Here is a 21,789-nt window from a genome sequence, read left to right as displayed (position 1 = left end):
GTCATCGGCGATGACGAGCCTGCCGAGTTGAGCCCGACCATCGGCAGTGTGGAGAAGGGCACGTCGCCAGCTGGCGGCCGGGCGGAGGAGCCGTCCTGCAAGCTGATCGGGCCGGCGAAGAGGCCGGAGAGGGCCGAGCTGCGCGCCTCCGACCGCCGGTCGGCATAGTCTCGCGAGTATGTCTGTACACCGCGACAGCCCCGACCCGCTGGACGTCCGCTCGCGGCCCGATTCAGCTGCGCTCCAGAATGACCGAGCGGATGAGGCGAGCGAAAGGGGCGGGCATGACTGATTCGTCGATGTGGACAGAGACTCGATGGACGGGATCGCATTCGCCGCCTACGTCGATGGGCGCAGAGCCGTCGATCGCTCGATTCGTGTGGGCGGTCTGGCCGTGGATGAACTGGCTCGTGCCCGCGTTCGTCTGCTTTCACGGGCTGTTCGGCAATGGCGGGTGGGAGAGCTCGTTCCTCATCTATGGCGCCGTGGTGATCATCCCCGCCTTCGCGTTGCTCGCAGCCCTCCCGCGTTTCCTGCTCCGCAAGTGCGGCTACCAGAGCGCCCCGCTGCCGATCGTGCCGCTTCTCTTCGTCATCTGGTGGGGGTGGACGTGCGTGGGGGCGGCGATGCCCGGCGTGACAGACAGCGCGCCGCTGCCGTCGATCCTGAACTCACTGACCGGTGAGAGACTGCCGTCCGCCATCGATGCGGTGCTCGTGACGGGCGGGGCTCTGGCGGGAACGCTTGCCTGGGCTGCCGTAATCACGATCGCGCTCGTGCTTGCCCACCGCGCCAGGGCGGGGATGCCACTCAGCAAGCCGAGCCGAGCCGGTGTGATCGTGGCTTGGGTCGCGGCGTGCGCGATGCCTGCTCTGCTGATCGCGATCTGCGTGACCGGCGTTCATCTGGGTGCATCGGCGCTGGATGCGAACGGGGACACCCACGCCGCAGCGGAGGGCAGAGACCGCGACGCCCGCCACGAGCTCGACCAGGAGCGATACACGACCCTGCAACACGACCTCGCCGACGTGCGGGCCCTCATTTCGCCGACCGGCTGGACCGGCGCGGAGGCACGCGCCAAAGCAGGACACTGCCCGTGGGAGACGCAAGCGACCGACTGCTATTCGTTCGACGCGAGGTTCGTGCACGAAACCGCCGGCGAGCCGGACTTCGTGGGCATCGCCGACTCGCTGCAGGACTCAGGCTGGGACACCCAGGACGTGATGACGGATGAATGGGGGGCGAGGGAGCTCGATGCGCGCAGTCCCCACGGTGTCTCCATCACGATCCGGTACTCGACCGTCGACTCGTCGCACTTCATCAATGTGAGGGCGACCAGTCCGAGCTGGTGGGGGTCGAGGTACGACATCCGCGTCCCCGAAGAGGGGGTCGACCCGGACCGGGTCTGGACCGCCGAGGACTTCCCTGCGTGAGCAGTGAGCCGGATTCCCCTCGTCACCGCCCTCACGGCTGATCGCACGAAGGAGCGATGAGCCCGGTCTCGTAGGCGGTAATGACGAGGTGGGTTCGATCGCGGGCGTGCAGCTTGGCGAGCCGATTTCCGATGTGCGTCTTGACCGTCTTGATCGAGATGGTGAGCGACGTGGCGATCTCGTCGTTAGAGAGTCCGCGGGCGACGAGCGAAGCACTTCCGTCTCGCGCTCGATGAGCCCGTCCAGGTGGCGTCGGGGAGCCGGAGGGCGGCTCGTGAAGTGCTCGATGAGGGTGGTCAGGATCACCGACGCGAAGAGCGACTCACCGCTGTGAGTGCGGCGGATCGCGTCGAGGATCTCCTCCGGCCGGGCGTCTCTCCGCAGGAAGCCGCTCGCTCCAGCACGGAGCGCCCCCTGGACGTACTCGTCCAACTCGAACATGCTGAGCACGAGAACGCGACAGCCAGCGGCGTCCGGGGGAGGCATGACAAAAGCCCCGGAACCCGCAGTACCTGCGTGATTCCGGGGCTTTCTCCGGTCGGGATGACAGGATTTGAACCTGCGACCCCTTGACCCCCAGGCGTCCAGACGGCTTCGATGGAACCGAAATCCGCATGTTTTCGGGGATCTGAGCGTGCGGAACACGTCACGACATGCATGGTTTGCATGATTCTGGTCCCCTTTTGGTCCCCCGCTTCGACCGCCTACCTCCTCCGTTCGCCAGCGAACTCACTGAGATAGGCAAATCCGTGTCGCAACGATCACCCGAAGATCGCGGTCAGCCCCGGTTGCTTAGAGGCTAAGCAACTAGCGCTGGGAGGAGGCTCTCCACGCCTCCGGTCAGGAAGATCATCCGGTTTTTTCCCAGGGTGGCAGCCACGGATGGAGCATCTGCGTCCGGCGTCCGGTACTCCGCATCCATCGCCCAAAGCAATCCGCCGAGGGTGTCCTCGTCTTGGCGGATGTGGCGACGCGGATAAGGGTCGATCACGACGATGCGACGAGACGGTGACAACGAAGCCCAGCGGCGGATCGCCGCATCCACATGTTGATCGCGGAAGGAGTAGCCGACAACGACCAGCAACTCTGATTTCTCAAGCCAGTCGTGGAACTGACGAGTCAACGCCGGGAAAGCCGAGAAGGGAGTGGTTTTCGGACCCGATCCGAAGATGACGGTCGGGGTCAGACGTCGATTGGGCGCAGCTTCGTTGAGACCGCTCGTTTCATAGAAGCCGGCAGCCGGGACGAGGTTCCCGCTCTCATGGTTGATGGATCGAGAGCTGCGCCAGGTCATGGAGCCATGCATCTTCAGGAGATGCACGGCTGCTGTCCCGAATTGCCACCGGAAGCCTCCATCCCACAGCTCGGCTCCTGTGGAGACTTCGACACCGAACTTCTCACCAGCCCGCTCAATAAGCTGGTCGTAGTTTAGCGTGACGATGCCCGTCTTGGCGGTACGAAGCAACGGCTCAAAGTGACCAAGTGGAGCATCTGCCTGGGCGGTATCAAGCGCGCCGAGGGCGTGCCCCTGGATCATGTCGAGGATCCACTGAGCGTCTCGTGCCAGCTCTGCGGTGTTACCGCCGTAGGTAGGGAACTCCATGAAACCTTTAACCCAGAACCGCGTCGGGTCAGAGTCCTGATAGGTTAGCGTCTCGACCGCTTGGTAAAGATCCTCGATGTTCGAGCCCATCGATGCGAGCACCGGACGAATATCCCGCCAGAGCTCCGGGACCCGCGATTCAGCGGCGAAGTTGAGTGTCGCCTCATCAATGCTCGCGAGCACGATCTCAGTGAGCTCAGCGGAGACCGGAAGCGCAGGCTTAGAGGCTCCCGCGCCCAAGAGGAATAGGGCTCGCCCGCCCGCCCGCCCCACCCACTCACGGGCCTCGTCGAGATTCGTCTGCACGATACCAGCATGGCAGCGGCGACCCATCTCTCACCAGCGACGCCGGGCAGACACGAAAGGTGCACGTGCCCTCCGAGCGGATGTTCCTGGCACTGGAGGCGGGCTCTTCCCGTCGCATGCGAAGCATGCTAGTCAGTGGGTGTTCCCCACGATTGGCGTCGAACCTTGGTGAGGGAGCGCCCTTCAGCGCCTCTCGTAGGATGGAGTCGACAGGCTCGGCCCTAAGTAAGGGCGCGACCGGGGCGGGGCAAGGGGGCATATGTGGCTGACTGGAAACATCTGTCATTGGCTTCAACGCTGTATGCACCTGCGTCGGTCACCACCCCGGCTCCGGTGATCGGCAAGCTGGAGGAGCTCCCGTTCACTTCCCTTTCATGGGAGAACTTCGAACGCCTTCAACTGCGGATGATGCGAGACGTCGAAGGACTTCGTGAAGCACAGCTTTACGGAGACCGCGGGCAGGCTCAACTCGGACTCGACATCGTTGCGCTGGCACCGGACGGCGCAGGCGTCGCTCTTCAGAGCAAGAACTACAAGCGGTTCGGGAAGTCACAGCTCACCGCCGCGGTCAAGAAGTTCCTCACTACGGAGCGACCGTTCACGGTTCAGCGCCTGATTTTAGGCGTGGCATGCGCAGTCAAGAGCACCGGTGCAGTCGAGGAGCTGGCTGTTCAGCGTAAGGAGCTTCGACCGGTCGTTCTCGACCTTTGGGATGCGCAGGAGCTCTCGGCGCTCTTGCGTAAACGGCCAGAGATCGTGATCGAGTACTTCGGTATGCCCACGGCAGAGGCGTTCTGTCACGAGTTCAAGATCGATGTTACCCAGGTACCCACCGCCGATGCTGCCGCGGTGCGAGAGGCAATCGCACGCACCCCCGAGGTCTCGACGGGTGCTCAGGAGTTTTTTGATAAGGCGGCTGAAACGACCGATCCCGAACAGGCGCTTGCGCTCATCGAGAAGGGGCAGGCTGCCCTGCACAATGCAGGGTTCAAGCCTCATGCGGCGTCTCACGAGAAGGAGCGCGTGCGCCTCTTGGCTCTCAACGGACGAGCCGAGGAGGCGGCACGCCACACTCTCGATGAGTTCTGGTCGGCACTCGAGCAAGGCCTCGCGACAACCGCCCAGATAACGCAGTCACGTCTAGCAGAGTTGACAACTCAGGCCGAAATTGCCCCAACAGTAGATGCCTGCCGCAAGGTCGCCGAATGCGCAATCAACCTTTATATGAATCCGCTCGGCTATCTTCCGGACGTCAAGGAGCTGCGGCTTGGGGAGCCCGAGGACCAGGTACGCCTCGCGCTCCTCGCAGGCGAAACGGCTATTGCTAACGACCGCTCCGACTGGCTGAGCAGCGCTGTCCCCACCTTGGCCGAGTTGTCCCGTCTTCCTGGTCTCGATCAAATGCGACGTACTCGCCTTCGCCTGATCATCGCCGAGTCGACGCAGGACTGGGCAGAGCTTCTCACCGACGCTCGAAAGATCACCCACGGATATAGCGTCTCCGGACTCATCGCCGCTCGCCACGCACGCAGCCTCGCTCGGTACGAGAAGTTCAAGGAAGCCGACCTAGCCTGGGATGAGGCCTCCGGCTTTGCGTCGCTTGCCTCTCAGTGGGGCGAGGCATCGACGTGGATCTTCAGCAGGCGTGCCTTCCGCTCACGCTGGAACCCGTTCACAAGTAACGAACTACTTCCTCTGCAAACCGCTGTCCGAGAAATGGGTACCTCCAAGCCAATCGTGCCGACGGCCCATGACGCCTACGTCGACGCACTGTCAGGACTGAACGAGGGCACCCTGCGATCTGCGGCGATCTCCGCGCAGCGCGCGCTGCGTGATGCGGTCGCGACTAGCGACTTGGTAGAAGAAGAACGCGCGCGGCGCGTGCTTGCCTCGATCATGATTGAGTCCGACGAACCTACCCTCGCCGCTCATCACCTCGCGCAGGTCGGTGCGACAAAACGGATCGACTCACTGGGCAAGTCATTGCCGCTTCAGTTCCTTGACATCACGGAGAATCTGGACGCACCGAACTACTGGACGGTGGGTGCCACCTACCGCCTCATCGCTTCCCAGGCGGATCTCGTTCCCGACACCCTCGTGGACTTCATCGCCGAGCACATCATCGCGGAGCTCGCGGCAGCCGAGGAAGGCACCCGACCCGATCTGCGCTCCTTTGCGACCTCGCGCTACAACAACGCAATCAAGGCGTTGGCGGGTATTGCCGGCCGCATTGCTCACGCACCGGCGACGGCCGCGTTGGCACACTTTGAGCAGCAACCGGAGGTTCAGGAGAACCACTACCGGTTCCACGATGACGATGAGGCGCTTGCTGTGGCGAAGATCGCGCTCAGGCATCCGGACCTCGCTCCACGTGCTATCGCCCACCTTGTGCCGCTCCTGGGCAGAGCTCAGGGCGCGCGAAGTGAGACTGCCCACGATGCGATTGCGAAGAACGAGGCGCTTGCGCGGGACGGACTCACCACGCTCGCCGCAGCCGGCAACCACTGGGCACAGGAAACACTGGCACTCGCCGACCCGACGGACATCGATCCGGCTGTTGCCGCCGATGCCTTGGCTCGACTCACCACACCTCTCACGCACCTCACTGGTGTCTATAGCGTAGGCACGAACGCGATCGGTGACTCGCTCCTCATTCGCCATCTGCCCTCGGACTCAATCAACGCTGCCGTCGCCGAGCTACTGATTCGCGCAGATGATCCGCACCTTGGTTCCAGCGATCGCGCAGACTATCTAAACGCGGCAGGCAATCTCACACGCCATCTCGATGAAGCCCACCATGCAAGTCATTTTGAGACTGCCATGCGACTCGCAACCTCGCCCACCCCGTCAAAGTACGACGAACTCAATAGCCAGCACACCCACAAGCTAGGCGGCTTCCGCATGAACGGGATGCCCCAGGGAAGTCGCGGGCAGGCGCTGGCGCTTGCCGCCAGCCTCGCCGGCAACGATGACCAGCGAAAGGAAGTCCGGCGCGTCGTCTACGCTCTACTCGGCGAACAGGCCGATTACTGGCCGACCATCGCGCTGCAGCGTCTCGGTGACGCTGTGAACGACGACCTTGCGTTCCTCTCGATGCAAGGATGGGCCATCCGAAGTCTGGTCGCACTGAAGTGGGTCGAGCACGGCGAACCTGAGCACCTCGGCATCCGCTTGGCGCGTGACTCCGACGTGCACGTCCGGCGAACGCTGGCCCGCGAGCTCGCGGGCCAAGCCGATGGGGCTCATGCAGATGTGCGTGCTGTACTGGCCGACGACCCTGCCTACAGCGTGCGCACCGCACTCAGCGACACAGAAGCCCCCTAGAGAACCGACACGTCAGCGCAACCGGGCTCCGGAAGAACAGCTCGCCGCCATCTCGGCGACCCCTGACATTATGGGCAGATGAGTGACGAGCCGGCTGGCTGGACCGAAGAAGACGACGCCATGGTGACCTACGAGTCGCTTCCCGACTGGCACCCATCGCTCTTCGTCGATGTATTCCGTACCGGCCTCGAGATGGAACAAGCGAATGCGAGCGAACTGTTGGGGGGCGCATTCGTCACCCCCGAATCACTTCGCACCTGGGAAGACTTCTCCCGAGCTCGATCCGTCTTCTCTTCAGGCCTCAAGATCAGCACCACAGCACTGTTCGGCATCGGCGCACCGGACGTCGCCTACGCGCGCCTCGTCGAGACCGATGCGTATATTAACGATGACATCGACGCAGTCCCTGCGACGATGCACGTGACGCTCGTGTGGCGCCCAGAGATCGCGGTGGTACCAATCAGCAGCTGGCGCATCCACCATCTCGGTGAGGCGATCGAGCCCACCCTCGTGCCGCGCACCGCGGCTGGCTTCGATCCGCGAACGCAGGCCTAGCCTGCAGGACGCTGCGCTCGGAATGCACAGAGTCGCGCCCATCGTTGCCGATCGCCGATGATCCTGGAGACGCCTTCGATGCCCTGAGCGGAATGGCGCTGATTCGGTTGGTCATCTGTGCTTTACGCCCGTCTTGCCCGAACTCGCTGCATGACTTTGCGCGCACCGCTGTGGTTCATCCTCCATCGAGCGATCGCGAGGCTGACATCGTAGGCGCGAGCGGCTTGTTCGTCGGTGGCATTTGCTCTGGCAAGCCGGAATGCTCCGTCGTTGGGGATCAGCATCTCCCCCGAGAGCCAGTCGGCTTCGGCTTCTTGGTCGCCGCCGAGCCCACACTTCCTCTCGTCGGAAAGCGAAACGCCGAACTGGTGCTCCAGGACGACGTGGGCGAGTTCGTGGCACATGGTGGTGCGACGACGGGTCAGGGGCTGAGCATCGTTTTCCAGGATGACCACGCCACTCCCGTTCGGGATCAGCGCCCCGGACAGTGCACTTCCGTCCGCTCGCAGGAAGTGGTCACGCGCGACACCATCAAGGTCGCTGAGCTGGACGACCGGGATGCCGTACTCAGAAGCGAAGGCGTAGGGATCGAAAGGTGCATGCGCGTCGAGGCCGATCTCGGCCCGTAGCTCCAGCGCGAGGCTTTTCGCCTCGGTCTTGAATCCTCGACGCACGAGTCATCCCTGAGCTCGTGCACGTTCGATGGTCGCGCCGATGACCTGTTGCAGGTACTTGACGTCGGTCTCGCTGAGGTCCTTTCGGGCGCGCAGGAGCGGTGCGAGCTGCGCCATGAGGTCAGGTTCGCGGTTGTCGTGGGCGTCACGCTGTCCCTCATGCTCGAAGAAGTCCTCAGCCGGGAGTCGGAGCCAGGCGATGATCGTGGCGAAGCCGTCGGTGTCCGGCTTGAGGCCGTTGCCGAGCCGGGAGAGCAGGGAGGGGCTCACGCCGATCTCGGCCGCCAGTGCTCGCCACGAGAGTTGCCTTTCTCGACGCGCGGCGTCTAGTGCGGAATACAGCCCGGCCGTGTTGATCGTGGTCTTGGCCATGCATCAAGTGTGTCACATCTGCGACAGTCCGTCACCTCCGACACGGAGTGTGTTAGAATTGAAACATAGCATCGAGTCTGGAACATCGAGGAGGTGAGGAGTATGGCAGGCAAGAGAGGGCGCAGCGCGGTCACGGGTCGGTTCGTGAAGCAGTCCACGGTGAAGCGCCACCCAAAGACCACGACCAACGAGAGCATCAGCAAGCGCGGCAAGAAGTAGTACGCCCCCTGCCCTTCATGCTCGCCGAAGTGTCGGTGGTATGGGGCAGGCTCAGAGAAGTCCAAGACATTCACAACAAGATCGGAGGGCCCGATGGCTCACCTCAAGCAGCAGTTCAAGGATGCGCTGAGCTCCATCGAGCCCGGCGATGACAAGGCCAACGCGCCGGAGGCGCACCGGCTGGTGCGCGATGCACTCGAAGCCGACGCGAAGCTAGCCGAGTACGGAGTGGACCCGGTGCTGATCGGCTCGTACAAGAGGAACGTGTCAATCAAGCGAGTCAAAGACGTTGACGTGTTCGTGCGGCTCCCGGACCTACCGAGCGACGTCACGTCGCAAGACATCCTCGACCGATTCTTCACCGTCCTGCATGCGGAGTTCGGTAGTGATGGCGATGGTCACCGGCGAACGAAGCGTCAGGATCGGAGCCTGCAGGTGTCGTTCCCCGAGTACGACCTATATGTCGACGCGGTGCCTGCTCGTCCTTACTGGGACGGTGAGACGTGGGAGATCCCTCAGAAGGGCGATGAGGACGAGTGGGTGCGCACCAATCCGGAGAAGCTCACGTCGCTGTCGAGCGAAATGAACTCGGCGCATGACGGCTATTACGTTCCCACTGTGAAGCTACTCCGTCAGACCCGACGTTCGATACTCGGCGCCGGCAAGAAGCCTGGTGGGTTCTTCATCGAGGTCGCGACGTATCAAGCCTTCGCCTCCGGCATGGTCTCGGGCAACGATCATGCAGAGTATTACGTCTCTGCGCTCGAAGAGGTCAGCAAGATCATCGACGGCTACGTCACCTTCGGCCTCGGGGTGAACGACCCCACCCTGCCGGGGCATGCCATCAGCATTCGTGCGACAGATGATGAGCTGGATGCAGCCAAGAGTCGTTTCGCTGACGCTGCGGAAACCGCACGCGAAGCGCTCGACGAGGAAGACGAGGGCAAAGCCGCACTGGCGTTCCAGAGACTGCTGGGCAAGAACGGGGACGACGAGACCGTGTTCCCGATGCCGCCGGGATTCAACGAGGATGGGTCGAAGCGCGCGTCCGCCATCTCGGCTGGCGCACGGACCGTTCCGGCGGGCACGAGGACCTTCGGGTGACCCTCACCGAGTACGACGACTACGTCGCATACTCACGACAGCACTTCGAGGAAGGGCTGATCCGAGCCGGCTTCACGGAGGAAGACCACGGCTGGCGAGGGACAATCGTTCACCCTGGCGGTGCAACCGAGGTTCTCATAACGCTGCGTTCCCGCTACCCCTTTCAGCCACCCCGCGTGGTTCCGCTCGACTCAGATGCGGTCGCGTGGTCCTGGCACCGGGAGCTGGACGGATCGCTGTGCTTGGTTGCCGAGGACGATCATGAGGGGCTGTGGTGGACCGAAGCACCAGCGTTCCTCGAACACGTCACTGCCTGGTTCGAACAGGCGACAGCAGGCTGGTCAGACGACCGACCCGACCTCGACCTCGACCGCTACTTCAAGCCCTCCGAGGATGAGCGACTGTATCTCTACGATGACCTGACCCGATATCCCAGCGGATTCGTTCGGTTCCGCCCGGCAACGAACAACCTGATGCGAATCGGCGGCGGAACCAAGCCAGCGAAGTCCTCGAAGCACAGCAAGGATCGCTTCGGATACGTTGCCGACCTCGGCGATGTAGACGTGCCCCCAAGATCATGGGGCGACATCTCCGCCCGCATCAACCCCAGCGTCGACCTCGACCGCAGAATCCGCAACCACACGATCGAGATCGTGGTGCTGATCTACAGCCGCGGCTCTCACGACGGCGCAATCACCCTCGAAGTATGGCCCACCGAAACTGGCGGCATCGCAGTAAGGCGCCTGACCTCGGGTGCCGACACCGATGCCGCCAAAGCCGCACGCTCGGGTCAGCTTGCTCCCGAGCTCCGCGGACGGCGAGTCGCAGTTGTGGGCGTCGGAGCCCTCGGCTCGTTCATCGCGGACATGCTCGTGCGCTCTGGTGTTCAGAAACTCACCCTGCTCGATAACGACGTCGTTATGCCCGGGAATCTCGTCCGTCACCTTGTCGGCCCTGAAGCCGTGGGGCGGTCGAAGGTTGAGGCCGTCAAGCAGCATCTGATTGACCGCGGTGGAATTGCAGGTGCCGACATCGAGGTGATCGATCACGCGCTCACCTCAGGTGACGAAGCTGTCGAGCTTCTGACCGACCACGATCTCGTGGTGAACGCGACCGCCGATTTCGCCACCACTGCACTCCTCCATGTCACTGCACGGGCGTTGTCCAGGCGGCTCGTCTCAGCGGCGATCCAGAACGGCGGCACGATCTACCGAATCGATGTGCTGCCACCGCTCGACGGAGCCGAACCACTGCCACCCTCGTCCAACGTTGTCGATCAGCCTGAGTCTGAACTGTTCGAAGCCGGCTGCGGCAGTCCAATCTCTCCGACGCCCCCTTACGCGGTGATCGAGGCGGCCGCAGCGACCGTGCGCCACGCCGTCGGCCTGCTCGTCGATCGCCCTCTCCACCCAGCGGGGGAAACGCGAGACCTGTCGATCGGCGCAGTAAGGAGTCACGAATGACTCGACCACCAACGCGCATCGACCTGCTCGCCGACGCCTACGAGACCATCGCCGTCGAGGCAGCGAACCACCTCCCTCGGGAGACCGGTGGCATCCTCCTCGGCTACCAGGACAACGGCACCATCGTGGCAACTCACGCCCTGGTCGTTGAGGGGCAAGGGGCAACGACGAACAGGTACGTTCGCGACGACATTCGCGCGGACGAGCTCTTGCAGGAGTTTCTGCAGCAACGAGCTGACGACGATCCGATCGGCTACGTCGGTGAGTGGCACAGCCACCCCTCCCCATCTGGACCGAGCACCGTCGATCACGCAGCGATGCGTGCGACCGCCAAGGTCAGCTCCACCCCGATCGCGCTGCTCGTCTTCGCGCCTGGCGCAACCGGTGCATTCTTCGGACTCATCGCCCGGCGCCAACGGTTCGGGAAGACCACAACGAAGGAAGCAGTCGTCTCTGTCCCCCCTTCGAGATTCCCTCCCCTCGGTCCTTTACCGGACGGCGCCGTCCGCGGCGACGGCCCAGTATTCATCTCCTACCGCCAATCAGACGGCACCGCACAAGCCGACGCCCTCGAAGATCTACTCCGGGCCGCCGGGCTCGTCGTGTGGAGAGACCACACCGACCTGCGACCCGGCACCACCACCGACCGCCTCGAACAGGCACTCACCCGAGGTCTCTCGGCGGGCGTGCTCGTCGTCACCCCCGACATCGCACACAGCGACATCGTCCGCGAACGCGAACTGCCACGTCTGCTCCAGCTCGACGCCAATCCCAACTTCAGCCTGTGCATCGCGAACACGATCACACGGGCCGGCGAAGAGGTGAAGTGTGACTACAACGCCCCGGACCGGCTCCTGCGACTCGCGCCAGCACGAACCCTTGCTGACAAGAAGCAGGCCAACATGCGCCAGCCGTCTGGCGAAGTCGAGATCGTGCGCGACCTTCTGATGCACCGCATCGAGCAACGAAAGCCCATCATTCGCGCAGAAGGACGCGATCTCACCATTCGCGTGCAAAGCCGCCCCGCATCGTCTGCCCTCGACGCCGACGAAGAAGACCTTCACATCCGGCTCAAACCGTCGGACGACGGGCGGCTTCCTTCCCGAGGCGGGCTGGAACTGCTCCGGAAGACTCTCCCGCTGACCAGCGACGCCGTTCACACGGCAGGCCCAAGGAGTGTCCGAGTGTCGGGCGGAGCCCACTTGTCAGTCGGACTCGCAGTTGGCGCGGCACTGCCTGAAACGAAGATCGGCAGGGTGATAGTGACCGATCCAGAGGGCGATGCCTGGACATCCGCCGCGCCCGATGACGACCCGCAGACCACCGAGCTGACCATCGAGCCCGCCCAAGGCGAACAGGACCGAGCGGGGGAACTCCACCATCGCGTGGCGATCTTCGTGACCTTGACTCCACATGCAGATCGGACCGCTTTCGAACAGCTTGTGAACGACTCGGCCGATGGATTCGACGCGGCCGAGATCATCTCGCTTGGGAGTACAGAACGAATCGACCCACGAGAAGCAGCTCGTCTCAGCGCGGCCATCGCACAGCAAATCAAGAAACTCTCCGCCAGCCAAGGACGCGCCGAGGTACACCTCGCCTTCCATGGGCCTTACACGATGGCCGTACTCATCGGGCGCTACCTCAATACGCTGCGAACCGTCGTCTATGAATGGGATGGCAACAGGAAGGATGAGCCCCGCTACAAGCCCGTGCTCGTCCTCGAACCTGGTGTGACGGGCGGACCGATCACTGAGGTCTTCCCTTGAGGATTGGCACGACGAGCATCGCGGATGCCTACACATGACCCCTCCGCAGGCATCGTCTCGCGGAAGGCAAGGAGCCCGAGGACCGGCTGCTGGTCGGCCCGAAGGGCGGCGCTCTCACGACCGCGACCGTGCGGGACGCGACGAACTGGCACCAGATCGTCAGTGATCTCGGCCTCCCCGACCTCACTCGGCACGGCCTCCGGCACACCGGCGCGACCTGGATGGCAGACGCCGGCATCCCGCTGCACGTCCTCCAGGACATCCTCGGCCACGCCTCCGTCGAGACCACCCGCGGATACGTGCACCCCGACGACCGGCACCTCGCATCAGCAGCGGAGCAAGCCAACGCCTTCCTGGCCCGATCCTCCAAGGCAAGCAGACCGAGCCGGCGCGAGGCGTCGAGGTCGCTGTGACGGGTGGGTAGCCAGAAGCCACGATCAGATGCTCTGGTCCCCTTTTGGTCCCCTTATCCACGGGCGACGACTTCCAGAGAGCCAGCGACGCCCTCCGCCGCCCACGGGCTGGCGCCGATACCATCGCGAGGGGACCAGAGGGGGACCAACAAAAACCCGTCGCCAGACATGAGGAAGCCCTGATGACAATTGCTTCTCATCAGGGCTTTTCCGTCGGGATGACAGGATTTGAACCTGCGACCCCTTGACCCCCAGAGAGCGCCCCGCCGTGACACGTGGTGACATCGCGTGCCGGGGAGTAGTCGAGAGTTGGCTCTCCCCGGTGCCGATGCCCTCCCCCATGACAACCCGTGACAGGCAGTGATCGGCAGTTTGCACACACATCTGCACACACAACAGGGGCGTTGCCCGCCCTACCGTTGCCGTCCCGATCGGGACGACGGTGCGTTCCTTGTGACCCCGCAGCGAGTCGTCGAAGACGAGCGGCGCGGGCTCGTGGAGATAGGCGCGCCGTGGATCGCGGTCGATCGCTCAACCGGCGAGATCGAGACCTGGCCGACGGTGCTTCTACTCGACCGCGTGCGAAAGATGCGGAGGACATTCCGTTGAGATGCGCGTCGTCGCGCGTAGCCGAAGCACCCGCGAGGTCAATCCCGGGGGTCTTGGTAAGGCCGCCCGAAGAAGAGGGCGAGTTTCCGTTGAAACGCCGTGCGCGTCGCGTCCGTCATCTCAAGCCTCTTCCCGTCCGCCAGGTGGCCGACCGCTTTCGCTGCCCGCGCCATGGTGGTTATGGCACTGAAGTCGACCACGGCGTCACGCTCTTGTCCGTCATCGCCCGGAAGCCGCACCGGGAACAGATGGACGAAGTCGATGCCAGCGGTAGTGTCCCCAGATGCCATGATCTTGGCGTACATCTCGGGGTCGCGCGGCGGTGCAGGAACGTTCACCAGCGGGGCGACGATCAGCCCGGTCCGAGTTCTCGGGTTCTCCACGTCGCAGTCGTGCGAGCACACGGCGACCACCGTGCCACCGGTGAGCTTGCTCCACTGGACGGTCTTGTGGGGCGCGATCACGAAGTTTGAGAGCGCTTGTTGGGGGTCGCGCATCGTCGCGCCCGCGAGGTTCCAAACGGGTAGACCTTCGATCACGCAGATATCACCCTGGCGAAGTGAATCGCCGGGGACATCAACCCAACCCACGTTTACTCTTCGTCGGGGTACATCATCAGCGTCGTGTTCTCTCGAACAGGCAACGCGAAGAGCGCTTCCAACCATGCGGACGGCACGGGCTCCGGCTCGGAACGATCGAAGAGATAGTCCTCGGGGTTCAAGACGGCGGGGTCCGTGAGGTTTTCATCCAACCAGCCCTGCACGACGTCGGTGAGCAGACGATTCACGCTGGCCGTGGAGGGGCCCAGCGGGTCCGCTGGTCTGACAAGGTAGCCGAATCCCGACCCCTCGGGGATGTGCAGCATCTCGGACAAGACCGATCCCTGAAATATCTCCGCGGAGGTGAACCAGACCGGGACGCGGATGTGCTCGACGGATGGAGTCGCGCCGGAAGTCTTCGGCTTGGACGTAGGAACGAACCTGGGAATGGTGCTGGTCATTTGCTCACCGTCGCGTTGATGTTGTCCATCGCCTCCCCGATCGACTGCGCGAACCCGAGCGAATCACGGAAGTGGCTCATCGCGCTATCGATCTCGGTGTGGGTCGAGATGTCGAAGTGGAAGTTGAAGTCAAGCAACGCATCGCCCTCGGCTCCGGTCGTAAGCGCGAGACGGGCCTGAGTCTCCGAGCCACGGCGGAAGTTGAACGAGAGGTCAACGCTCTGGGGAGTCGTACCGAGGACTGAGGCGATGTCGGCGGAGTTGGTGAAGCGGGCGACGAGCGCACTCTTCGACTCCGTCGTTCCGGTGATCGACCACTGCGCGTTGTGCCCCACAGCGGTGACGGTCCTCCTGCCGACGTACTCCAAGAAGGTGCTCACCATCGACAGCAAGCCCTCACATTGAACGTCCAGATCATCCGGCGCCTTGACGCGCACTTCAAAGCGGTCCGTCAACACCTGAAGAGAGACAAGCGGGTTCTCAGCCTGAAGCGCGACCGGAAGTCGCAGCGTCTCTTTGAGAGGGCGATGACGGTACGTGAAATCCGTGGTCTTGATGGTCTGTACTGGGAAGTTCTCTCCGACCAGCACCACGGAGAAGTTGATGAGCGACATCTGCTCTCCGTTCCCCTGTTGCTCAATGTTGCCACAGTTGCAGCATCCAAAGATCGCTCAACGTTGTGTGTCTCATGGGAGCATCGGATGCCCTCGCTGATACAGATGCTAGCGGTGAGTCACGTTCAATGTCGACGGCGAGCGCTACCGTCTCGCGCATGGAGTGGATCGCACCCGTCGTCGCAGTCGCCGCCGCCCTCATCGCGGGTTGGCAAGCGTTGGAAGCCCGCCGCTCCCGTCTCGATGCCCGCTCGTCGGCGAGCGAAGCGCAGCAGCATGAGGAACGTGCAGCCGCAGCGTCGGAGCGCATCGCGTCGGCGATCGAAGAACGGAACGCCCTCGAACGCGCCGAGCGCGAGCGCTACAAGAACCCGTGGACTCGGGTACCCGAGTATGTGAAGAGCGGTCGCGCGTGGAAGTTCCATCTCGGCGGCGACGAGCCGGTGACCGACGTCAGCGTGAAGATCGACGACAAGCACACGAACGAGCGCCTGAGCGTGACGATGCCCGACACCGAGAACATGCGCCCCGGCCAGTCATTCCGCCTCGACTGGTGGCGCAGCATGGCGTCGCCGCCGCAGATCACGGCTGAACTTCACTGGGTGCGCGCGAACGGGGAGCCGCACCACTGCGCGATGACGCTCGACTGATCGACCGAACATGCACGCGTCGCTGCTGCTCGCGAGCGGCACCGACATCGCGCTCGTGTCGAAGCGGCTCGGTCACTCGTCGATCTCGATCACGAGCGACATCTACACGCACCTGATCGGCGACGCCGGTCGACGTGCAGCGGGAGGTGCTTCGGCGCTCATTCCGCGAGCAAGTGCACACACACTGCACACACAGCCGTCCGGGGCGGGCATGACAAAAGCCCCGGAACCCGCAATACCTGCGTGATTCCGGGGCTCTCTCCGGTCGGGATGACAGGATTTGAACCTGCGACCCCTTGACCCCCAGGTGCCAGGAGTGAAGCCCATCACCCACCTGACCAGGGATTTTACGTTTCAGGATCGCCATTAGCGCTTCACGTCTTGCACGGTTTGCACGGTGTTGGTCACTCGATTGGTCCACTCGACCGAGTCAGCTGTCTGTCGGCTGACCGCCTAGTAGGCGCCGCTTGACACGTTCAGAATCGAGGTCGGGCACTCCGATGCGTCCACGGACATGGCTGTGCTGTACCAGCAATGCCTCAGCAAACGGACTGACGAGCGATGCAACCCAGGCGAAGTGGTCCAGCGCGTCGACCTCGACCGCTCTCACGTTCTCTAGATCGATCACTAAGTCTGGGATCTCGCGGAACGCAGGGAGGAAGTGGTACCTCCCGTGCGTCGCCCTGAGGACATCCTGGTCCAGGCTCTTCCAACGGTCCTTCTCGTTGTTGCTCCCAGCGTTCGCGCTCGCCCACTTCTGATACTTCGGATGCTCCGCCAGCGGGCTAGCCTTGGCGAGAAGAACATAATCCACCTTGTTCTGCTCGAAGTCGCATGCAGGCGTGAGAACTACCCACCAGGTCTGGTCTGTTGCGCGAAGTACGTCGCCGGGTGATCGGCGGTCGGATGCGGGGGGATACACGTAGCGATGGCTCGGGTGAGTCGTGAACTTCTGGTCGCGATCCTCGTCAAGGATTCGAGCGAGCCTACTAAGTAGCACTTGGGTAATGCCCGCCGAGTCAGTGTCTTCGGTGTACTCCGCCCAGTTCGGGGCGAGTTCCGTCCACATGTGCTTTCGGAGCACGTCCGCGGCATGCTGTTCGATATCGCTGATCGTGGCCAGGGCTCCGCTCACGACGGCCGCTTGGATAGCGGCCGGAAGCTTGACCGTCTCCTCTTTGGTCACCACGGTGACCAAAGGACTCATCTGCTCATGACTCACCTTTTCTGGTAGAGCCGTCCAGAACACAACCGGCGCGAAACAGGCTTCCTTGATGTCGCGATAGACAGCCTGCCCAGCAGTGTCGTCCTCTGTCACAGACGCAGAGGCGTCGCGACGGACATCCAACACGACCACGTCACTTTCACGCGCACGGACGCGTGCGAATCCCTTATCGAAATCTGTCTCTACCGAGACTTCGACTTCGATCTCGTCGCTCTCTTCGAAAGCGTCTTCAATTTCCCGCTTCGCGTCTGCGGCGAGGTCAGGTTTGTCCTCGATGATGAGGACACGTACCTTCTTCCTCATTGCACCCGCCTCCTAAAGGTGGCCTCGAAAGTCGCCCCGTCGAGCGGACCTTCGTCAACAAGAATGAGCTGGCCTTCGTAGATGTCCTCGACGAGGTTGCCTACGATGCTCAGGCCGAGCCCCACGCCTTCGGGCTTGCTGGAGAAGTAGGGGTCGAAAATGTGCCCACGGACCCCCTCCGCTACACCGGGTCCAGAATCGCTCACAACGAGGCTCAATGAGGAGTCACCATTCAGTCGGGCGGCTGCGATCACCTTCCGCTCGGTCCCCTTTGGCTGAGTTGAGGTCCAGTAGATGGCGTTCTGGATGAGATTGATGAGGACTGTCAACATTTCAGCTTCATCCAGCTTTACGGCGACTGGGTCACCCTCTCGAACCAACTCAACGCCGCGATCGTCGGCTTCCTGCTGGAGGATTGAGATTGCTTTGTCGATGACGTCACTGGTGCTGATTTCCTTGGGTCGTCCACGCTTGCGGCCGCCGAAGGGTTCAATCTGTTTGAAGAGAGAGGAGAGCAGATCGGCTTGGTTCGTCGTGTCCGACATGGCTGTCGCAGCGATCGTGACTTTCTCGCTGTCCGTGAGGTTCTTCTTGTCGAGGTCGCGGGCACCGAATCGCGCGATGTTCTTGAGTCGTGTCACCACAGTTCGACCATCGTGGAGCACTCGATCAATGAGTGCCCCGAGGGTGGCCAGTCGTGAGTATCGCGACAGGACATTCTGAACCTCTGTGACGCCTTCTTGGATGTCGCGGTTCTTCTCGTCAATGAGTCCGATCAGGCGCTTGTCGCCCGGATAGCTCTGGGCCAGCGCGGTGCGAATCTCGCCGAGGTCGAACCGCTCGAATAGGCCGCCCTTACTTTCACCCGGTTCCTTCTTGGGGTGCCGCGCAGTGTACCGACGTGTCTCTAGTTCATTAAGCGCGGCTTTGACGAGCGTCTGGAGGTCCGAGTAGGCCGTGCCGGCGAGGATGCCCTCGCGGTTCGACTGGTCCTTGAGCCCTTCGTTCGTGTCCGCACCAATGAAGACGTGACCGATGATCTGGTTGTTCGACACCCGACGGGTCGGCGTTTGGACGCGTCGCAGGTCGAGCCCGAGCCAGTCATCGCCGCTCTCGCCGAATGGCAGGACTCGAAAACCATCTCGATAGATGCTGACACCCGCAACCTCGCTAAGCGTGTCGCGGAAGCCCTTCAAGTCCTTCGCGCTAGGCGCTGCGCCATCTGCACCAGTCTCCTGGAGGGTTCGCTGGATGGCTGTCTTGTCTCGGTCCCAGACGTTGATCTCGAAGTCGAAGGGACCCGCCTGCGGGGAGCGCTTTTCATCGGTCCACAACTGTTTGACGCCGATATCTTGCTCCAGCGGAGGGTCCTGTTGTGCGTAGCGAAGCGTGGCGGACCCATGTGCATCCACTGAGCCGGTGAGGCTGTAGTGAGGAGTCTGGAGTTCAGACGATGGCTCGATAGGACCAGCGAGGTCTTCTAGGCCCTCCTCGACGTCGACCAGTTCCAGGATCACCTGGAACTCGGGCTCGGCATCTTCTGCGCTCGCGAGGCTCGAGCCTGTGCCAGGACGGGGCCGTATCAGCCGCGTCAGCGCCGTACGTAGCTCGAGAAGATCGTCACGATCCCACGCACGAGAAAGGCGATCAATGTGGACCACAGTCCCCCGGCCGTGATGCCAGGTCTCGTTCTCGGCTGCGGAAAAGGTTTCAACGGCTGCGCCGGAGTCAGAGAAAACGTCGGGTGCTCCGACTTCCCAGGCTACCTCGATCTGATCGAGGTACGCGTCCTCGCGATCGAAGTCCGTCCAGTCGATCAGGAGCTTGACCTCGTCGGCATTGGTCATCCGCGTGACGAGCATCATCTCGTGACCGAGCCTGGCCGCGGCGAGTCGACCGATACCCTTCTCACCGAGCACTCGCCGACCTCCGTCGCTGCGAGGGCGTCGTCTCTTGGTGTCGGTCGCGATGTCGAGCCATGAGCGCTGTAGCGTGGCGACGTCCATGCCGTGGCCGTCATCCCACACCTCGATGCGCCCCTTCCCTTCTTCCAGTGGGCCATGGAAGCGAATGAGAACGACGCTGGCGTCGGCGTCGTAGGAGTTCTTGACCAGTTCGATCAGAGCGACCTTGTCGCTGCTGATCAGATCGCTGCCGAGCGTCCGGAGCAGCCGAGCCTTGGGGCGGAGCGCGCCACTACCCGAGGGCTCATGGCTCACGGCCTGCTGGACATCGGCACTCATGAGACTCGCTCTCCCCTGGACTCTGCTGGGTGTGAAGCGGCGGCGTTGAGGATTCGGGCTCGCGCCTCCGAAACAGCGATCGCACGGATCGCGCACATCCGCAAGGCAGCTTCGTCGCCGCTGGAAACCAACTGGGCAAGAGCGACCTTGATGTCAGTGCGCAGCCCGGTGTGCCCTTCGGGCAACTCCATCAAGAGGGTCACGACTTTGCTGACGTGTTCGTTGACAAGAAGCTCGTTGCCGCCGCGCAATAGCGAGAACACGCGGTGCTGTGCGTCGCCGAGCATGGCTGCAACGCGCGGTGTCCAGTCGACCGACGGGCTCTCGCGGACGATGCTGCGAAGCTGTCTTACGGCGTCCTTGCGGGTCTTGCTGAGCTTGTGCACGTCGATGTGCTGGAGCGACTCGCTGGAGAGATCCGGAACACCTCGCAGCGGTTCCATGAGCGACGCGGCGGTTGCAGCAGGAAGTCGGTGAACGTCAAGCAGGGCGGCTACCGCAGCTGCGGCGGCCGTCATGTCCGGCCCCGGGTACAGCCACCATGCCGTATCTCTCTGCTCGTCGGCCCACAGCGACAGCCTCCGGCGCAGATCGGGAAGTCTGGGCTGCTCCTGACGTTGCTCCGCGAGGGGCAAGATCGCCTCTGCGACGGTCCGTCCCAGTGCTGGTGGGACTGCGTTGCCGATCTGCCGGAAGGCGTCGCTACGGGTCCCTGCGAAGCGGAAGCTGTCTGGGAAGGTCTGTATACGTGCCGCCTCGCGGACGGTGAGTGTGCGGTGTTCCTCCGGGTGGATGTACCAGTAGCCGTCCTTGGCGATGTGGGCCGTGATCGTTCTGCTGAGGTCGTCCCAGTCGAGGCGCTTATACTTGTCGTTGAAGGTGTCGGAGCGGTATCGGCGCAGATGCTCAGGGAGGTCCGAGTACAGGGTCGAGGAGGTCATGAGCTCGAACGCCTCGCGGTCATCGTCCCGCACCGGACGTGTCATGTGGTCGTAGATGATGTCCGCGTCGTCGTCACGGAGGGTCTTGGCCAGTGCACTGGATGGTTGACCCATATAGGGCAACTCACGCGCACCGGTGGTGTCGTCGAGCGGAGGAAGGTCCTCGATCGCATCACGGACGGTGGGCCGGTGCTCCATAGGTGCGGGCCAAGCCGGCAGAGCCCCATCATTGCGTGCCTGGAGAATGAATCGCTTGCGATGCTGCGGGACTCCGTGGCGCCATGCGTCAAGGAGCCGATAGTCGACAACGTATCCGGCGCCTTCGAGGATGTCCGCGATTGCCCTGATGACGAAGAGGTCGTCGCCGATCGCCATGTCGGGGACGTTCTCCATGAGAACTGCCCGTGGTTTCAGTGCCAGGACGACATCGATGAAGGATCGCCACAGCTCCTTCCGGGCGTCGACCTCATCGCGAACGCCGTCGTTGATGAGACTGCGAATCTTCGCCCGTCCAGCACGGCTAAACGGCTGACAGGGGGGACCTCCGGCTACGAGGTCAATCCCAAGCGGGCGGAGGTTTTCGATGAGCGCGGCCACCTCGGATGGCTCGGCCATGTCGACTTCGAGTGCTTTGCCCCGGAAGTTGGCTCGGTGTGTCTCCAGTGCCGCCGTATCATGATCGACCGCAGCTACGACCGTCCACCCTGCGGCCTCAACGCCCGCGCCAAGACCTCCCGCGCCAGAGAAGAGGTCAACGGCGAGAGGACGCCCGGAGGACTTCTCTCGCCGACACCATCCCGCGAAGTCGTCGTCGCCTGGTGCATCCGGGTGCCTCGGAAGGATGAGCGGCACTGAACGCTCCAGCTTTACTGCGTATGTCGCCAAGCTCCAGCGCTCCTTCCCGTCTAGACGTCCACCTCCAGGAGAACATGACCAACGTCATCGTGGCGCGCGACTCGCCGAGCCGAC

18 protein-coding genes and 1 pseudogene are annotated in these 21,789 nt (G+C 63.0%); 9 read left to right on the top strand and 10 right to left on the bottom strand.

The genetic code is table 11. The features are described 5' to 3' along the window. The first annotated feature begins 347 nt into the window (after positions 1 to 347). A complete protein-coding gene (locus AVP41_RS00285) occupies positions 348 to 1,433 on the top strand; it encodes a hypothetical protein (RefSeq protein WP_067159124.1) in 1,086 nt (361 codons plus the stop codon). A gap of 31 nt (positions 1,434 to 1,464) precedes the next feature. On the opposite strand, the gene AVP41_RS16870 is transcribed toward AVP41_RS00285, so the two are convergent. Continuing rightward, positions 1,465 to 1,587 carry a hypothetical protein gene (locus tag AVP41_RS16870; RefSeq protein ID WP_231902691.1) on the bottom strand — a complete coding sequence of 41 codons (123 nt, stop codon included), beginning with the start codon at positions 1,585 to 1,587 and terminating at the stop codon, positions 1,465 to 1,467. Between the two features lie 645 nt (positions 1,588 to 2,232). Continuing rightward, positions 2,233 to 3,342: an SIR2 family protein gene (locus tag AVP41_RS00280; protein ID WP_197464224.1), complete on the bottom strand. Its 1,110-nt coding sequence runs from the start codon at positions 3,340 to 3,342 to the stop codon at positions 2,233 to 2,235. Between the two features lie 261 nt (positions 3,343 to 3,603). Between AVP41_RS00280 and AVP41_RS16500 the strand changes: the two genes are divergently transcribed. Further along, the gene (locus AVP41_RS16500; protein WP_157532344.1) at positions 3,604 to 6,666 is read left to right on the top strand and encodes a hypothetical protein; all 3,063 of its coding nucleotides are present in this window, start codon (positions 3,604 to 3,606) and stop codon (positions 6,664 to 6,666) included. A gap of 78 nt (positions 6,667 to 6,744) precedes the next feature. Then, complete coding sequence (locus AVP41_RS00265) at positions 6,745 to 7,221, top strand: hypothetical protein (protein ID WP_157532343.1); 477 nt, start codon at positions 6,745 to 6,747, stop codon at positions 7,219 to 7,221. 122 nt (positions 7,222 to 7,343) lie between these two features. On the opposite strand, the gene AVP41_RS00260 is transcribed toward AVP41_RS00265, so the two are convergent. Both AVP41_RS00260 and AVP41_RS00255 read right to left on the bottom strand, forming a co-directional pair. Further along, positions 7,344 to 7,895: an ImmA/IrrE family metallo-endopeptidase gene (locus tag AVP41_RS00260; RefSeq protein ID WP_058613943.1), complete on the bottom strand. Its 552-nt coding sequence runs from the start codon at positions 7,893 to 7,895 to the stop codon at positions 7,344 to 7,346. A gap of 3 nt (positions 7,896 to 7,898) precedes the next feature. Continuing rightward, on the bottom strand, positions 7,899 to 8,267 hold the full coding sequence (locus tag AVP41_RS00255) for a helix-turn-helix domain-containing protein (protein WP_058613942.1): 369 nt from the start codon (positions 8,265 to 8,267) through the stop codon (positions 7,899 to 7,901). A gap of 312 nt (positions 8,268 to 8,579) precedes the next feature. Here AVP41_RS00255 and AVP41_RS00250 point away from each other — a divergent pair, with 312 nt between their 5' ends. From AVP41_RS00250 to AVP41_RS00235, 4 genes and pseudogenes are all read left to right on the top strand, one after another. After that, positions 8,580 to 9,590, top strand: a complete 1,011-nt coding sequence (locus tag AVP41_RS00250; RefSeq protein ID WP_067159110.1) for a nucleotidyltransferase domain-containing protein — start codon at positions 8,580 to 8,582, stop codon at positions 9,588 to 9,590. Then, positions 9,587 to 11,053 carry a HesA/MoeB/ThiF family protein gene (locus tag AVP41_RS00245; protein WP_067159106.1) on the top strand — a complete coding sequence of 489 codons (1,467 nt, stop codon included), beginning with the start codon at positions 9,587 to 9,589 and terminating at the stop codon, positions 11,051 to 11,053. Before AVP41_RS00250 ends, AVP41_RS00245 begins: the two co-directional genes overlap by 4 nt. Beyond that, positions 11,050 to 12,822 (top strand): SAVED domain-containing protein, encoded by a 1,773-nt coding sequence (locus AVP41_RS00240; protein ID WP_067159103.1) that lies wholly within the window; start codon positions 11,050 to 11,052, stop codon positions 12,820 to 12,822. Before AVP41_RS00245 ends, AVP41_RS00240 begins: the two co-directional genes overlap by 4 nt. Before the next feature lie 74 nt (positions 12,823 to 12,896). Further along, positions 12,897 to 13,235: pseudogene (locus AVP41_RS00235) on the top strand (tyrosine-type recombinase/integrase); the annotation flags it as partial. 647 nt (positions 13,236 to 13,882) lie between these two features. Here the strand turns inward: AVP41_RS00235 and AVP41_RS00230 are convergent. From AVP41_RS00230 to AVP41_RS00220, 3 genes are read right to left on the bottom strand one after another with little or no spacing between them, the layout of a single operon-like run. Next, positions 13,883 to 14,434, bottom strand: coding sequence for a hypothetical protein (locus AVP41_RS00230; protein WP_157532342.1), 552 nt, complete (start codon positions 14,432 to 14,434; stop codon positions 13,883 to 13,885). 2 nt (positions 14,435 to 14,436) lie between these two features. Then, a complete protein-coding gene (locus AVP41_RS00225; RefSeq protein WP_067159095.1) occupies positions 14,437 to 14,844 on the bottom strand; it encodes a hypothetical protein in 408 nt (135 codons plus the stop codon). After that, complete coding sequence (locus AVP41_RS00220; protein WP_067159092.1) at positions 14,841 to 15,458, bottom strand: hypothetical protein; 618 nt, start codon at positions 15,456 to 15,458, stop codon at positions 14,841 to 14,843. Before AVP41_RS00220 ends, AVP41_RS00225 begins: the two co-directional genes overlap by 4 nt. Positions 15,459 to 15,616: 158 nt before the next feature. Here AVP41_RS00220 and AVP41_RS00215 point away from each other — a divergent pair, with 158 nt between their 5' ends. Both AVP41_RS00215 and AVP41_RS00210 read left to right on the top strand, forming a co-directional pair. Then, positions 15,617 to 16,108, top strand: a complete 492-nt coding sequence (locus AVP41_RS00215) for a hypothetical protein (protein WP_157532341.1) — start codon at positions 15,617 to 15,619, stop codon at positions 16,106 to 16,108. Positions 16,109 to 16,118: 10 nt separating this feature from the next. Then, complete coding sequence (locus AVP41_RS00210) at positions 16,119 to 16,355, top strand: tyrosine-type recombinase/integrase (protein WP_067159085.1); 237 nt, start codon at positions 16,119 to 16,121, stop codon at positions 16,353 to 16,355. Between the two features lie 183 nt (positions 16,356 to 16,538). Here AVP41_RS00210 and AVP41_RS00205 read toward each other — a convergent pair whose 3' ends face one another. Genes AVP41_RS00205 through AVP41_RS00195 form a run of 3 tightly spaced genes read right to left on the bottom strand, consistent with a single transcriptional unit; the run spans position 16,539 to position 21,705 of the window. Next, entirely contained in the window at positions 16,539 to 17,636 is a 1,098-nt protein-coding gene (locus AVP41_RS00205; protein WP_067159082.1) for a hypothetical protein, read from the bottom strand. Next, positions 17,633 to 19,879: an ATP-binding protein gene (locus tag AVP41_RS00200; protein WP_067159079.1), complete on the bottom strand. Its 2,247-nt coding sequence runs from the start codon at positions 19,877 to 19,879 to the stop codon at positions 17,633 to 17,635. Before AVP41_RS00200 ends, AVP41_RS00205 begins: the two co-directional genes overlap by 4 nt. After that, a complete protein-coding gene (locus AVP41_RS00195; RefSeq protein WP_082828941.1) occupies positions 19,876 to 21,705 on the bottom strand; it encodes a DNA cytosine methyltransferase in 1,830 nt (609 codons plus the stop codon). Before AVP41_RS00195 ends, AVP41_RS00200 begins: the two co-directional genes overlap by 4 nt. Positions 21,706 to 21,789 lie beyond the last annotated feature (84 nt).

The organism is Microbacterium sp. TNHR37B (genome assembly GCF_001620065.1).
GTDB lineage: Bacteria > Actinomycetota > Actinomycetes > Actinomycetales > Microbacteriaceae > Microbacterium.
The sequence above is the reverse complement of the archived record's forward strand: the minus strand, read 5'-3'. Positions and strand labels throughout refer to the sequence as shown.

Bases quoted from the DNA above. Each gene is read 5' to 3' on its own strand.
- AVP41_RS00285 (WP_067159124.1), top strand. From the start codon at position 348: ATGGGCGCAGAGCCGTCGATCGCTCGATTCGTGTGGGCGGTCTGGCCG.
- AVP41_RS00265 (WP_157532343.1), top strand. From the start codon at position 6,745: ATGAGTGACGAGCCGGCTGGCTGGACCGAAGAAGACGACGCCATGGTG.
- AVP41_RS00255 (WP_058613942.1), bottom strand. From the start codon at position 8,267: ATGGCCAAGACCACGATCAACACGGCCGGGCTGTATTCCGCACTAGAC.
- AVP41_RS00250 (WP_067159110.1), top strand. From the start codon at position 8,580: ATGGCTCACCTCAAGCAGCAGTTCAAGGATGCGCTGAGCTCCATCGAG.
- AVP41_RS00240 (WP_067159103.1), top strand. From the start codon at position 11,050: ATGACTCGACCACCAACGCGCATCGACCTGCTCGCCGACGCCTACGAG.
- AVP41_RS00225 (WP_067159095.1), bottom strand. From the start codon at position 14,844: ATGACCAGCACCATTCCCAGGTTCGTTCCTACGTCCAAGCCGAAGACT.
- AVP41_RS00220 (WP_067159092.1), bottom strand. From the start codon at position 15,458: ATGTCGCTCATCAACTTCTCCGTGGTGCTGGTCGGAGAGAACTTCCCA.
- AVP41_RS00215 (WP_157532341.1), top strand. From the start codon at position 15,617: ATGGAGTGGATCGCACCCGTCGTCGCAGTCGCCGCCGCCCTCATCGCG.
- AVP41_RS00210 (WP_067159085.1), top strand. From the start codon at position 16,119: ATGCACGCGTCGCTGCTGCTCGCGAGCGGCACCGACATCGCGCTCGTG.
- AVP41_RS00205 (WP_067159082.1), bottom strand. From the start codon at position 17,636: ATGAGGAAGAAGGTACGTGTCCTCATCATCGAGGACAAACCTGACCTC.
- AVP41_RS00200 (WP_067159079.1), bottom strand. From the start codon at position 19,879: ATGAGTGCCGATGTCCAGCAGGCCGTGAGCCATGAGCCCTCGGGTAGT.